This window comes from Streptomyces sp. NPDC050534 (assembly GCF_044457745.1).
Taxonomy (GTDB): domain Bacteria; phylum Actinomycetota; class Actinomycetes; order Streptomycetales; family Streptomycetaceae; genus Streptomyces.
In genome coordinates, this window is record NZ_JBITHF010000008.1 from 166523 (window position 1) to 180345 (window position 13823).

A 13823-nucleotide genomic window follows, 5' to 3' on the forward strand; every position below is an offset into this window, starting at 1 on the left:
CCGACGTCACGCCTCCGGCACCACCCGACCGGTGCCGGTGTCGATGAGGATCTGTCCGGCCTGCGTGACGTTGTCGACGCGGACGGCCTCGGCCATGGCGGCGCGCGCGGCGTCGGGCATCGCGGCGGCGGGACGTGAACGACGCGGCCTTCGATGGTCATCCGCGTCGGCAGCCCCTCCCAGGCGGCAGCGTCCAGTCCGACGCGCATGATCGGCCCGAGGTACTCGGCCGGTGCGGAGATCAGGCCGGGAAGCTCGGCTGTGATGTCACGGGAACGCGGCCACCACGCTATCCAGCCGTAGGACGGCCGTCCCGGGCTTCACCACCTGGTGGAAGGCGTCCGGCAGGAGCCTGGTCACCCGCGAGGAGCCGGAGCCGGACAGCCTGTCGCGCATTGCCCGGCGCATCACCGGAGCACTGACGGCCGGGGCGGTGACGTCACCGTCACCGCCCCGCCACTGGCTCAGACGTGACCGCCCGCGGCGGCCGCCATGAGCGATTCGGCCGCCTGCTCGGTCGTGTCCGGAGGCACGACCAGCAGGTCCCAGCGCCCACGGCCGGGCGCGAGCAGGACGATGGTGCGCGGTGCGGACGCCGTGCGGGTCCTGTGCAGTCGTACGACCTGGTTGGAGACGAGCATCCGGCCGGGCACCGCTGACCACGTCGTCCCGTTGACCGTGACACTGGTGATGTGGCCCCACTCGCGCGGCAACCCGCCCAGCAGTCGCGGGAGTTCGGTCAGCAAGTCGTACGAACGGGGCCACCACGCGCCATCGATGGCCCGCGGCAGGTTTCCACGGGGCGCCAGGCGCAGACGGAGGACAGGATGGGAGGGAAGCGGGGGCTGCAGTACGGTGGTCATGAGGGCTCCTGCCAACTGCCGTACGTGGATGCGTGGTTGACGTCAGGCGCGACGGGCGTCGACGCGGGCCGGACTCGGCCAGCGCACGTCGTGCACCCAGCCGAGGCGTTCGAGGAGGCGGATGACAGCGGCCGACGGGTCGAGCTGACCGCGGTCGACGCCGTGCCGGGCGCTGGTGGGGTCGGCGTGGTGGAGGTTGTGCCAGCTCTCGCCGAACGAGAGCAGGGCCAGCGGCCACAGGTTGGTGGCCCGGTCGTGACGCCGGGTGCGGAACGGCCGCTCACCGATCACGTGGCACAGGGAGTTCACACTCCAGGTGACGTGGTGGAGCAGGGCGATGCGGACAAGTCCCGCCCACAGGAGGGCTGTTACGCCGTACAGCCAGGTGCCGCCGATCGCCCAGCCCAGCCCGAACGGCAGCGCGAGCGTGAGGACGCACAGCGCCGGGAAGGCGCGGGCGACGGCACGAATGTCGCGGTCGGCGAGGAGGTCGGGGGCGTAACGCTCCGCCGGCGTGAGGTCGTTGCGGAACAGCCAGCCGACGTGCGCGTGCAGGAGCCCGCGCAACTGGCCGCGCAGATGGGTGCCGTAGCGGTACGGCGAGTGCGGGTCTCCCGGCCGGTCCGTGAACGCGTGGTGGCGGCGGTGGGTGGCCACCCAGCCGATGACATCGCCCTGGAAACTCATCGATCCGGCCACCGCGAACGCGATCCGCACGGGACGGACGGCCCGGTAGCCGCCGTGCGTGAGACCGCGGTGGAAGCCGACCGTGACGCCGAGGCCGGTGACCGTGTAGAGGACGGCGGCAAGCACGACATCGGCGGGGTGGATGAGCCGCCCCCACAGCAGCCAGCCGACCAGCCCAAGGGCCACGAACGGCAGGACGACGATCACCGCCGTCACCATCACGTACAGCCGCTCCCCGCCGTCGCGCGCGGGCACCGGACCGTCCGGCGGGAAGGGCGACGTCCCGTCGTAGACCTGGGACGGCGAAGCGGTGTCCGGCGGAATCGCCGTCGTGGACCTGGCGGAATCGAGTGACATTCGGGGCTCCTCGGCCTCGGCGCGGGTGGCGCGGCCGGGGTCAGGGGCTGCCCCTGTGACGGGAGACGCGAGGACAGGGCCGGTTCGGACGCCGGCAACGAAGGGCCCTCGCTTCCTTCACCGTACTCCCGTGTGCTCCGGAACGAGGCGGGCCGGACAGCATGGCCACCGCGTTGACACCGACCGTCGCCGGACGTTGACTGGCAGCGCGGTGCAGGGCCATGCCACTCCGGAACCCACGGCGACGCATTCCGCCTACGCGCCTCGCCCAGACCCCGCGGGAACCCACCTACCGGACAACAGCGAGGCGGGCCATGACCGTTTCACGGGCCATCAGGAATCAGGCGCAGACGATGAAGGGCAGGATCACGGAAGAGCTCGGCCGGGTCACCCGCAACAGGCGACTGCAGCGCCGGGGCAGGGCCGACCGGGTTTCCGGAAGCCTGAAGCAGGCCGTCGCGAAAGCCAGCGGCGCCTTCAGGCGGAACGGAAGCGGCCCCCGATGATGTACGACCAGACACGCGCCCGGCAGTCCACGGACCAACCCCCGGGCCCTGCCGAGCGCCGTACCCCGGGCCCGGAGCCACTGCTCCCGTCGGACCAACAGGACAAGATCGTCCAGCGCCTCCGGCACGCCCTCAACACCTTCGCCGACACCCCACTCAAGGCGCTGGAAGAGGCCGAGAGCGCCTACGACGAAGCCACCGCCCAGCTCGTGAACGCCCTCGCGGAACGACGGCGTCTTCTTCGCGCCGGCTGGCAGGACCAGGACCCCGACACCCGGTCGGACCAACTCCGGCACGCAGTGAGGCAGTACCGGGAGATCACCCAGCGACTGCTCCACATCTAGGCGGCCACTACTCCACATCCAGCCAGCCACTACTCCGCGTCGTGGCGGAGCGCGGAGTAGTGTTGAGGTTACCGAGGGCATTTCGCACACCGGCTTCCACGCCGGGTCGTTCTCGGCGAGAGATGAAACCCGGGCCGCTGCAAGAGGCGGCCCGGAGACGGGTCCGCATCATGTCGGCGACCTTGCTCCACACCCTGCCGCAACCCGAGCCCGTCGCAGCTCCGGCCGCGCGTCTCACCCTGAAGACCGACGGCCCCTCCCGTGGACTCGTGGACGGTGCCTGGTGGCCCCGCTCCCGGGACCTGCTGAGCGAGCTGCCCCTTCTGACCGACGTGTTGGACCCCTTGTGGGGCCGCATCACGCGTATCGCCGTCAACCCGAGGTACTGGCCGGTCATCCCCCGCCAGGTTCCCGTGAACGGCCACATCGTCAAGGTCGGCTGGTTCACCCCGGAAATCGACCCGCACAAGCTACTGCTGCTCTCCTACGGCACCGGACGCTGGGACCTGCTGATCATCCCGCCGGAGACCGGGGCGGAGTCGGCGGCCCGGCTGATGGCTGCCGCGTCCGAATACGACGGCCCGCCCCTGACCGCGAGCGCGCTCATCGCAGCGGACGAGGCCCGGCACGGCGTCGCCGCGACCGGCGACCCACTGGACCCGGACGAGGCATGGGAGTACGAGGGCGGCGCCTCCGCGATGTCCGCGGCCGTCCCGCACCAGCCCGGTCGCCCGATCGCCGGCATGTGAGGCGGCCGCCATGAACGCCTTCCTGACGGTCGCGGCCTTCATCGTCCTCATCGCAGCGGCGGCATACGTGATCCACCGGCTCAACATCGAGCACGCCGACAGAATCGCCGTGCACCGATACAGCGCCGCCCGGCCCGGCCGCCGCGGACGCGGCACGCCGCAGCTTCCGGTGGAACCCGGTCGGTCCGAGTCCCCGACCTCCGGCGAGCGACGGGACCACCGCGACGGGGGCCGCGGCCGCTTCCCACCGCGCCGCCGACGCAGCCGTACCACTCACCACAGGTGACCAGCCGGTTTCCGTCACCGGGCCATCGACTGCGCAAGGAGCAGCCGGGCCCATGAACCGAGGAGTCATGACTCTTCCGCAGCTCAACATCTACCGGCACGACCGGGGCACGCGGGCACTGATCACCCTGGCCGGCGAGATCGTCCCGGTCACCGCGCCCCTGGTGCGCACGGCTCTGGAGCGGTGCCTGCTGGACGGTATGACCACCATCGATGTCGACCTGACCACCGTCGGCCTCTGCGACACCAGCGGCCTGGGCGTCTTCCTCGACGCGTCGCGGCACGCCGCCGAGACCCACGCGTCCCTGCGCCTGCACTACCCGTGCCCACAGACCGCACGGCTCCTCGCGGACACCGGCTCCGATCGAGTGCTCCTGTGATGAACGGGGCCGGGACAGCGGTGCGCAGGAGGGGAGTAGATGAGCCCGTCCTCCCGAACGCGATCCGGCTGCGCCGGTTGAACCGAGGGCAGGCCGAGGCCCTGCGGGAGAACTTTGCCGACCTGTACGTGAAGTCCGCCATCGGAGCGGGCGGCGGGAAGTACCGCGACCGGGAAGGGTTCCTCCGCCGTCTGGCGGGTGACATCCGGCGTCCGGGCTTCGCCCTGCTGGTCGCGGAGACGACGACCCTGGCCGGCTGCGCCTTCGGCTTCCCGGTCGGCCGCGACGGCTCCTGGTGGCGGGGCTTTGCCGGCCCACTGCCGTGGAGCATCGAGCAGCTCACCGCCGCCGGACGGGTCTTCGCCCTCACCCAGGTCGTGGCCCACCCGCACGAGCAGAACCGCGACATCGGCGACCGGCTGCAGGAACGCCTGCTCGCGGACCTCGACGCCTCACTCGGGGTCACCCTGGTCCCTCCCTACGACCGGGCCGCCCGCACCGCGTTCCAGTCCTGGGGGTGGCTGGAGATCGGCGCGATCATGCGGCTGCCCGGGCCGGTCGCACTGCGGGTGCTGGTCCTGCCCGTGGCAGGGGTGCCGCGGCCGGATTCCCCGGCGCACAGCACACCGGACCGAACGGATGCCGGGAACTCCCCGCACTCCCCGACCCTCGTCCCGAGGAGCTTCCCATGCAAGCCCTGATCGTTCTCGCCATCGTGATCGGCGTTCTGGCCCTCCTCGGCCTGGCCCTGTCCGTGAAGGTCGTCAAGCAGTACGAGAAGGGCGTGCTGTTCCGCTTCGGTCGGCTCGTCGGAATCCGCGACGCGGGACTGCGGTTCATCATCCCAGTCGTCGACGTCCTGCACCGGGTGTCGCTCCGGGTCGTCACCATGCCCATCCAGTCCCAGGGCATCATCACCCGGGACAACGTGAGCGTCGACGTGTCCGCGGTCGCCTACTTCCGCGTGGTCGACGCGGTGAAGTCGGTCGTCGCCGTCGAGAACGTCCACGCGGCGATCAACCAGATCGCCCAGACCACCCTGCGCAAAGTCGTCGGACAGCACACCCTGGACGAGACCCTGTCGGAGACCGACCGCATCAACCTGGACATCCGCGAGATCCTGGACGTCACCACCGTCGAATGGGGCGTGCAGGTCACGCTGGTCGAACTGAAGGACATCCAGCTGCCCGACACCATGAAGCGCGCCATGGCCCGCCAGGCCGAGGCCGAGCGGGAGAAGCGAGCGAAGATCATCAACGCCGAGGGCGAGTCGCTGGCGGCCGCCGCGCTCGGCGACGCCTCGGACACGATGATGGCCCACCCGCTCGCCCTCCAACTGCGCAATCTGCAGAGCCTGGTGGAGATCGGCGTCGACAAGAACACCACCGTCGTCTTCCCCGCCCCCCTCATGAGCACCATCGGCGAACTGGGCTCCTTCCTCGCCCGGGAAACCGCGGCCGCCGCCTCCGCCAAGACGCCGCCGCCGTCCGTACCCGACCGGACGGACAAGACACTGTGGCCGGCCACCGAGGCGCCCGGCACGGCAGCATGACGGGTGCCGCACCGGGCATCGCCCGTAGGCATCGGTCCTGACCGCGTGTGACATGCCACGTCTGGCGTAATGGGCTGTTCGGGGTGGTCGGCCGCGTCACTCTGTGCGGGTTGATCGCGGTCGTGTCAGCAGCTCGTGCGTACAGATCACGTGAGCGGGTCGGTTATGGCGGATGGTGGGCGGCGGCCCGACAAGGGCACGCTGGACCGGTCGGAAGGATTCGGTGAGCGGCTGCTGGGGGTGCTGCTGGACCGGGCACACGAGATGCCGCCGCAGCTGATCGCACCGCTGATCGCGGAAGAGGTGGCGAGGGTCGGTGGCCGCGACGTCTCGATCCTGCTGCAGGACTACGGCCAGCTGGAGCTGGTGCCGCTGCCGGGTCGGCAGCTGACCGTCGGCGAGCCCGAGCCGATCGACGACTCTCCCGCCGGCACGGCCTTCCTGCAGGCGACCACTGTCGAGGTGCCGCGGTCCGACGGCGTCCGGATGTACCTGCCCTTGCTGGACGGCAGCGACCAGGTGGGCGTCATGGCCCTCACCCTGGACACCCTCGACGGCGACGACCGGCGGCTGCTGCGCAGGCTCGCGGGCCTGGTCGCCGACATGCTGGTCACCAAGCACAGCTACACCGATCAGTTCTTCCTCGCCAGGCGCCGCGAACCGATGAGCGTGGCCGCGGAGATCCAGTGGTCCCTGCTGCCGCCGCTGGCGATGTCCGTCCCGCAGGTCGCGGTGGCGGGCATCCTGGAGCCCGCCTACAGCGTCGCAGGCGACAGCTTCGACTACGCCCTCAACGAGGACATCCTGCACGTGGCCATGGTCGACGCGATGGGCCACGGCCTGGACGCCGCCACGATGGCGACCGTCGCCGTCGGGGCCTACCGGCACGCCAGACGTTCCGACATCGGCCTGTCCGAGATCTACGCCTTCATGGACCGGGCCATCGCCGAGCAGTTCGGGCCCGACCACTTCGTCACCGCCCAGATGATGCGCCTGAACATCGCAACGGGCCACCTGCAGTGGGTCAATGCGGGCCACCCCGCACCGCTCCTGATCCGCAACCACCAGGTTGTGCGGCAACTGACAGGACCGACCACCTTGCCGGTCGGCTTCGGCGGTGAAAAGCCCCGGATCAGCGAGCAGACGCTCCAGCGCGGCGACCGGGTGCTGTGCTTCACCGACGGCCTGATCGAGGAGCACGAAGCCGGTGAAGACCAGTTCGGCGAAGAGCAACTCATCCAATGGGTCAACCGCATCGAACACACGGCGAAGGGAGTACGAGCGATGGTGCGCTCGCTCTCCCACACGCTGAAGCAGGAACGGGGCGGCCGAACCAGCGACGACGCGACCCTCTTCCTGATCGAATGGCGCGGCGGCGCCGCCGACCACCTCGCGGTCCTGGACTGATCCGGTGATCACGTTCTCGCGGACCTCTGCGGCGACCTCGGTGAGCCCGGCCACCAGGCGCCTGACCCTGGTCATGATCGCGGCCTCGAAGATCAGGTGGAGCGTCGAGCGCCAGGCCTTGACGCTGGAAGCCGCGTAGACGGCCCGCTCCTTCTTCCCCACGCGTCGACGTCCGTGCGCAGGATGCCGACGAGCGCCTCGTCCTCGATGCGGCCAGGTCCTGAGCCTCGTACCACCGCTTCACAGCTTCGCCGAAGGTCTCCTGACCAGGGGTCGGGTCACGCCGGTCGCCGCGCCGGTACTTGTTCTCGGCCTCGCTCGCGGCGCGCCGCCGGCTCAGCCATCGCGAACCTCCAGCGCTGTGAACCGTGTCTTCGCTATCGCCAGCAGTTCGGTGGCGGCGTTGCTGCCATTGACCGGAGCGGGGGTGTTCATCAGCCAGGCGGCAGTGTCGGCCTCCGTCGCGGGAGGAATGACGAGCAAGGTGCGAAACCCCTTGAGATAGGAGCAGAGCAAGATCACGTTCTGCTCGTGACCGGATACGAACCACCCCACGGTCACGAAGTTCTCGCCCACGGCGACCCGGTGCGGGACGTCGGGCCACACCTCGATCCCCAAAGTGACCCTGGTAAAGGTGCCGGCCCCACCCATCGCTTCCATCAGAAGAGGCAGTTCACCGATGAGATCGTGGGAGTACGGCCACCAAGCGCCGTCGAGCCTGCCCGGGACGGCCCCGTACGGCGCCAGCGAAAGCCGGACCTGCGGTGGTGGGGAGGTGCGCATCGCGGTGGTCACGGAATGGTCGGCAGTCGGTTCCATGTCGTGAACCTGCCTCCAGGCGCGGTCGCACCGGCCTGGCATTGTCTGTCACCGAGAACGGAGCCGGCATGGCCACCGGCACACGCAATGCCCTCGGTAACTGAAGCGTACTCCCCACGGGACTCGCCATCGCCTGGCTTCCACGGCACGAACACACACATGGCCGCCCCGGCCGCCCTGTACGGATCGGGGAACCACGGACGCTGGAATGCCCCTGGTCAGGCCCTGTGAACGCCTGACCAGGGACACACAGGCACCTGTCTCCCCAAAGACGGCGCTGCCGCCCCGGGACCGTGCCCGGGGCGTCCAACGGGTCGGGTGCTTCTGAGAGCGTCCCGAGCTCCTGCCGAGCACCGCTGGGGTCTATGTCATGTTTACGCCGTCGGGCCCTCTTCCCCGTAGGGCCGACAGGGCACACCCCGGCCCCGACCAGCCTGTTGCGCCGCTCCCCTTCCGCCGGGCGTCGATCGCGTGACCCACGGGTAAGGAGCGCTCTTCGTCGTGTGTGCTGCGGGGTGGAGCCGGTGCGCTCGGCCCGCACGTCGCCCAGGAAACTCGTGCGAACTCTTTCGCCTCGGCTCGCATCGGACAGGGACAGCGGGTTCAATACGGGCCCGTGCACGCACACGTCCCTGTCGGGCGGCGAGGTTGAGGAGCGCATGTACATGTTTCTGAGGGCACGGCGGGTGGTTGTCACGGTGGGGGCGGTCGCCGCTCTGGGGCTGCTCACCGCATGCGGTGACGGTTCGGGCGGCGCCACCGGCGGCGGTGGCGACAGCAGCGGCGACACTTCGGCTACGGCGTCCCAAACCGCCCCGCCCGCCTCCTCCGGCTCCTCCGGCGCCGCTTCACCTCAAGGCACGCAGGGCACGCAGGGCACCTCCGACTCCAAGAGCGGCGGAAGCGGCAGCAGTCGTTGTCGTGCGTCCCAGTTGCGTGGGCATGTGGGGCGGAACGACCCCGGGGCGGGGCAGGAGAATTTTCCGCTTGTCGTGACCAACTTCTCCGGGACCACCTGCACCCTCGACGGATACCCGGGCGCCGCCTTCGTGGACGGTTCGGGCAAGCAGGTGGGGCCGGACCCCAGGCGGGCCGAGGGGAGTCCGGTGAAGATCACGCTGGCGCCGGGCTCGAGCGCCTGGGCCGGGCTGAGTTTCGGCAATCCTGAGATCAGCGGGGCGAAGACGGCCACGCCCACCGGGATCCTGATCACGCCGCCGGACGAGAAGGAGCCGGTGAAGGTGGACTGGACGGGCGGAGCCGTGCCCGTCTCCGACGCCGCGAACCTGACGGTCTTCCGGGCGGGCAACGGCGCCTGACACCGTCCGCGGGCCGCGTCGTCCGGCTCCGGTCCCTCCCCTCGTGGGGACCGGCGCCGAACGGTGCGGGCGGCCTTCGGACTCGAGCGAAGAGATCAGCGGTGGGGCCGACGCCCTCTCCTGTGCAGCTTCGGCACCCACGGGCTGAAGCTGACCGAGAACCTTCGGCGTCCTGGGCTGTGTCTCCGGGCGCTGAGCTGATGGCCTGCACGGACGGCGCGGCGGCGGTTCGCCCTGCGTCGTGATCCTGCCAGCCGGGACTCCCGCTGAGGAGATTCCGGCTCCGGTCCGGACACTTAAGTCGCAGGTCAGCCGTATAAAGTGAGTTTTCCGGTCCGGATGGACAAGCGCGAGGGAAGTAGGGAGTGGAGGCCGTGAGTTCCGTTTCGGGGGCACGTACGGCCTTCGCGGAGCGGCTCGCGCTGCTGTACAAGGAGGCGGGCAACCCTCCCCTCGCGCGCGTGGCCGAGGCGGTCGTACACCTTCAGCGGGTGGACGAGCGGGGGCGGCCCGTACGGGTCTCCGCCCAGCGAATCAGCGACTGGCGGCGGGCCAAGAACGTGCCGGCGCAGTTCGCCGCCCTCGCCGCGGTGCTGCACGTCCTCATCCCCCAGGCCCGGCGCTCCCGGCCCACTCCGGTCTCCGCCGGCCTCTACGACATGGGCCACTGGCAGCGCCTGTGGGAGCGTGCCGTGGCCGACCCGGCCGGCGACCGCCCCGCGGCGGCCGCGGACCCCGAGGACGCCACCGCCGAGGCCCCGGCCGTCCCCGGCGTGTGTCCGTACCGGGGACTGGCCTCCTATCGGCAGGAGGACGCGCGCTGGTTCTTCGGCCGGGACCGGAGCACCGGCGCGCTCGTCGACCAGCTGCTCACGGCGGAGGCGACGGGCGGCCTGGTCATGCTCGTCGGCGCCTCGGGCGCGGGGAAGTCCTCGCTGCTGCACGCGGGCCTGGCGACGGCGGTGAAGAGCGGCGCGCTGGACACCGGCGGCAAGCCGAGGGGCGTGCTGCAGCTCGTACCGGGAGCGGATCCCGTCGGGGAGCTGACCCGGAGGGTTCCCGAGCTCGCCCCCGTCCTGGAGGCGGACGCCGGGAACGCGGACAGTGCCGAGAACTGGGACGAAGGCGCCGTGCGGGACGCCTTCGCCCGGTGGGCCCGCCGTGAGGCGCCGTCCGAGGGCCGTCCCGTGGTCATCGTGGACCAGTTCGAGGAGGCGTTCACCCTCTGCCCGGACGAGGCGGGCAGGCGGCTGTTCGTCCGCATCCTGCACGCCGCGTGCACGCCCGCGGCCCCCGACGAGGCGGCCCCGGTGCTGGTGGTCCTCGGTATCCGCGCCGACTTCTACGAGCAGTGCCTGGCCCATCCCGAGCTGGCCGACGCCCTCCAGCACCGCCACATGGTGCTCGGCCCGCTGACCACGGCGGAGCTGCGTGACGCGGTGAACGGGCCGGCCAAGGCCGTCGGGCTGGAGCTCGAACCGGGTCTCGCGGAGCTGATCCTGCGCGAGGTGAGCGCCGACGGGCCGCGCGGCGCGCACCACGCCGGCGTGCTGCCGCTGCTGTCGCACGCGCTCCTCGCCACCTGGCAGCGGCGCAAGGCGGGGCGGCTTACGCTCGCCGGCTACCGCGCCGCGGGCGGCATCCAGGGCGCCGTGGCCGCGACCGCCGAGCGGGCCTGGTCCAGCCTCGACCCGCCCGCCCGTACGGCCGCGCGGTTGCTGCTGCTGCGGCTGGTCCGGCTGGGCGAGGACACCCAGGCCACCCGCCGCAGGGGCACGCGGCGCCAGCTGGCGGACGAGTCGACCGACCCCGGCAAGACGGAGGAGTCGCTCGAGGCGCTGGTCCGCGCCCGGCTGGTGACGCTCGACGCGGAGACCGTGGAGATCACCCACGAGGCGCTGCTGCACGCCTGGCCGCGGCTGCGCGGCTGGATCGACGAGGACCGCAACGGCAATCTGCTGCGGCAGCGGCTGGAGGAGGACGGCCGGGCCTGGGAGGGCTCGGACCGCGACTCGTCGCTGCTCTACCGGGGTTCACGGCTGGAGCAGGCCCACACCTGGGCCAAGTCCGCCAAGGACGGCGGCGCCACCTTCCTCACCCGCAGCGCGGTGGAGTTCCTGGCCGCCTCGGTCAGGCTGCGCCGGCGCACGGTGTGGATCAGCCGGAGCGCGGTCTCCGCCCTGGTCGTGCTCGCGCTGGTGGCCGTGGGTGCCGCGGTCGTCGCCTGGCAGCAGCGCAACGACGCCCTCTTCGAGCAGGTGGTCGCCGAGGCCGACCGCGTCCAGTACACCGATCCCTCCCTCTCCGCCCAGCTCGACCTGGTGGCCCACCGGCTGCGGCCGGGCGACCAGGACGCCAACAGCCGGCTGGTCTCGATCGTGAACGCCCCGCTGGCCACCCCGCTGACCGGCCACGACGGCGCCGTCTACCTCACCTCGTTCAGCCCGGACGGGAAGGTCCTGGCCACCGCCGGCTACGACCGGACGGTCCGGCTGTGGGACGTGCGCGACCGCAGCCACCCCAAGCCGCTCGGCGCTCCCCTCACCGGCCACACCAGCTGGGTGAGCAGCGCGGTCTTCAGCCCGGACGGCCACACCCTCGCCAGCGCGGGCGACGACGGGACGATCCGGCTGTGGGACGTACGGGACCCCGCGCATCCCGTTCGCCTCGGTGCGCCCCTGACCGGCCACAAGGGCACCATCTACCTGATCACCTTCAGCCCGGACGGGCACACGCTGGCATCCGTCGGCGAGGACCGCACCGCGCGGCTGTGGGACGTGTCCGACCCGGCGCACGCCGCGCCGATCGGCTCGCCTCTGAAGGGCCACACCGCCGCCGTGCGCTCCGTCGCGTTCAGCCCCGACGGACGGACGCTGGCGACGGGCGGCGACGACGACACCGTACGGCTGTGGAACGTGAGCGACCGGGCGCACGCCACACAGATCGGCTCACCCCTGACCGGCCACACCGACCTGGTCCACTCCGTGGCCTTCAGCCCGGACGGCGACACCCTGGCCAGCGGCAGCGCCGACGACACCGTACGGCTGTGGAACGTGAGCGACCGGGCGCACGCCACACGGATCGGCTCGCCCCTGACCGGCCACACCGGTCCCATCTGGTCCGTGGCCTTCAGCCCGGACGGTGAGCAGCTGGCCGCCGCGAGCGCGGACAGCACGGCGAGCCTGTGGAACGTGAGCGATCCGGCCTACCCCTCGCAGGTCGGCGAGCCGCTGGCGGGCAGCAGCGGCGAGATGTACGCCCTGGGCTTCAGCCCCGACGGCCGGACCCTCGCGACGGGAAGCGGTGACGGCAAGGTCCGCCTGTGGTCGATCCCGACGTCCGACATGATCGGCCGGACCGGGGAGTTCCGCCCGGACGGGAAGGTGCTCGCCACGGTGGGGCGCGACGGCGCGGTCCGGCTGTGGAACGTGCAGAAGCCCGGCCGGCCGGTGGCGCTGAGCAGGCCGTTCAAGCACGCGGACGGCGGCGAGGAGATGGTCTTCTCCCCCGACGGCCGCACCCTCGCCGTGCTCACGGCGAACCGCAAGGTGCACCTGTGGAACGTCGCCGACCCGGCCCGGCCGGTCCCCTACGCGCGGCCCGTCGAGCTGCAGACCCGGTTCATGGGCCCCGACGCGCTGGCGTTCAGCCCGGACGGGCGCACCCTGGCCACCGCCTACACCGACCACACCTTCCAGCTGTGGAACGTCGGCGACCCGGCGCACGTCGTCGCCTACGGCGCCCCGCTCACCGGCCACAAGGGCTACATCAACGCCCTCGACTTCAGCCCGGACGGACACACTCTCGCCAGCGGCAGCGCCGACGGCACCATCCGCATGTGGAACGTCGGCGACCCGGCGCGCCCGAGGCCGGTCGGCACACCGCTCACCTGGCATTCGGGACCCGTCAACGTGCTCACCTACAGCCCCGACGGACACACCCTCGCGAGCGGCGGTGACGACGACACGGTCCGGCTGTGGAACAGCACCGACCCGGCCAGGACGACCCGGCTGGGCGCCCCGCTCACCGGTCACAGCGAGGCGGTCGTGTCGCTGACGTACAGCCCGGACGGTCACACGCTGGCCAGCGGCGGCAACGACAACACCGTCCGCCTCTGGAACGTGACCGACCCCTCCGGCGCCGGCCCGATCGGCCAGTCGATGAGCCCCAACGCCAAGACCGGCAACTTCCTCGCGTTCAGCCCGCGGAGCCACATGCTCGGCGTCTCCAGCGGCGCCGACACCGTACGGCTGTGGAGCCTGGAGCCCGACGACGCCGTCCGGCGCATCTGCTCGGCCACGCACGGCGTCCTGACGGCGCAGAAGTGGCACGAGTACCTGCCGCGGCTTCCGTACAAGCCTCCGTGCGGCGACTAGGACATCAACTCCGTTACAAATATGGTGAGTTGGTTGACGGGAACTCGTGATTCCGGCCACAGCCACGGGCCGGAGCCGGGCCGTCGACTCCCGCCGCGCGTGCGGCCTTGTTAGGCTGGGCCCCAGCCCGGTCGCTGGTGCATCCCCCGTCGCCAGCGACCGGGTCTTCGCATGTCCCC

12 protein-coding genes and 2 pseudogenes are annotated in these 13823 nt (G+C 71.4%); 10 read left to right on the forward strand and 4 right to left on the reverse strand.

What is annotated here, in order from left to right; all coding sequences use genetic code 11:
• Positions 1-6: 6 nt before the first annotated feature.
• From ACIBN2_RS26100 to ACIBN2_RS26110, 3 genes and pseudogenes are all read right to left on the reverse strand, one after another.
• A pseudogene (locus tag ACIBN2_RS26100) lies at positions 7-384 on the reverse strand (DUF5994 family protein).
• Positions 385-464: 80 nt separating this feature from the next.
• Entirely contained in the window at positions 465-863 is a 399-nt protein-coding gene (locus ACIBN2_RS26105; protein ID WP_399137698.1) for a DUF5994 family protein, read from the reverse strand.
• A gap of 42 nt (positions 864-905) precedes the next feature.
• Positions 906-1907, reverse strand: a complete 1002-nt coding sequence (locus ACIBN2_RS26110; protein ID WP_399137700.1) for an acyl-CoA desaturase — start codon at positions 1905-1907, stop codon at positions 906-908.
• Positions 1908-2409: 502 nt separating this feature from the next.
• Here ACIBN2_RS26110 and ACIBN2_RS26115 point away from each other — a divergent pair.
• The 8 genes and pseudogenes from ACIBN2_RS26115 to ACIBN2_RS26150 all read left to right on the forward strand — a co-directional run bounded on the left by ACIBN2_RS26115 (position 2410) and on the right by ACIBN2_RS26150 (position 7269).
• Positions 2410-2757, forward strand: a complete 348-nt coding sequence (locus tag ACIBN2_RS26115; RefSeq protein ID WP_399137701.1) for a hypothetical protein — start codon at positions 2410-2412, stop codon at positions 2755-2757.
• 16 nt (positions 2758-2773) lie between these two features.
• A pseudogene (locus tag ACIBN2_RS26120) lies at positions 2774-3506 on the forward strand (DUF5994 family protein).
• A gap of 10 nt (positions 3507-3516) precedes the next feature.
• The gene (locus ACIBN2_RS26125; RefSeq protein ID WP_399137703.1) at positions 3517-3792 is read left to right on the forward strand and encodes a hypothetical protein; all 276 of its coding nucleotides are present in this window, start codon (positions 3517-3519) and stop codon (positions 3790-3792) included.
• A gap of 67 nt (positions 3793-3859) precedes the next feature.
• Entirely contained in the window at positions 3860-4171 is a 312-nt protein-coding gene (locus tag ACIBN2_RS26130; protein ID WP_399137705.1) for an STAS domain-containing protein, read from the forward strand.
• A 77-nt stretch (positions 4172-4248) separates the two neighbouring features.
• Entirely contained in the window at positions 4249-4872 is a 624-nt protein-coding gene (locus ACIBN2_RS26135) for a hypothetical protein (RefSeq protein ID WP_399137706.1), read from the forward strand.
• Positions 4860-5723: a slipin family protein gene (locus tag ACIBN2_RS26140; protein ID WP_399137707.1), complete on the forward strand. Its 864-nt coding sequence runs from the start codon at positions 4860-4862 to the stop codon at positions 5721-5723. Before ACIBN2_RS26135 ends, ACIBN2_RS26140 begins: the two co-directional genes overlap by 13 nt.
• Before the next feature lie 165 nt (positions 5724-5888).
• Positions 5889-7130, forward strand: a complete 1242-nt coding sequence (locus ACIBN2_RS26145; RefSeq protein WP_399138225.1) for a PP2C family protein-serine/threonine phosphatase — start codon at positions 5889-5891, stop codon at positions 7128-7130.
• A gap of 4 nt (positions 7131-7134) precedes the next feature.
• Positions 7135-7269, forward strand: coding sequence for a hypothetical protein (locus ACIBN2_RS26150; RefSeq protein WP_399137709.1), 135 nt, complete (start codon positions 7135-7137; stop codon positions 7267-7269).
• A 197-nt stretch (positions 7270-7466) separates the two neighbouring features.
• Here ACIBN2_RS26150 and ACIBN2_RS26155 read toward each other — a convergent pair whose 3' ends face one another.
• Positions 7467-7949, reverse strand: coding sequence for a DUF5994 family protein (locus ACIBN2_RS26155; RefSeq protein WP_399137710.1), 483 nt, complete (start codon positions 7947-7949; stop codon positions 7467-7469).
• 665 nt (positions 7950-8614) lie between these two features.
• Here ACIBN2_RS26155 and ACIBN2_RS26160 point away from each other — a divergent pair.
• Positions 8615-9268 (forward strand): DUF4232 domain-containing protein, encoded by a 654-nt coding sequence (locus ACIBN2_RS26160; protein WP_399137712.1) that lies wholly within the window; start codon positions 8615-8617, stop codon positions 9266-9268.
• A gap of 365 nt (positions 9269-9633) precedes the next feature.
• Positions 9634-13644, forward strand: coding sequence for an AAA family ATPase (locus ACIBN2_RS26165; RefSeq protein ID WP_399137713.1), 4011 nt, complete (start codon positions 9634-9636; stop codon positions 13642-13644).
• Positions 13645-13823: the final 179 nt, after the last annotated feature.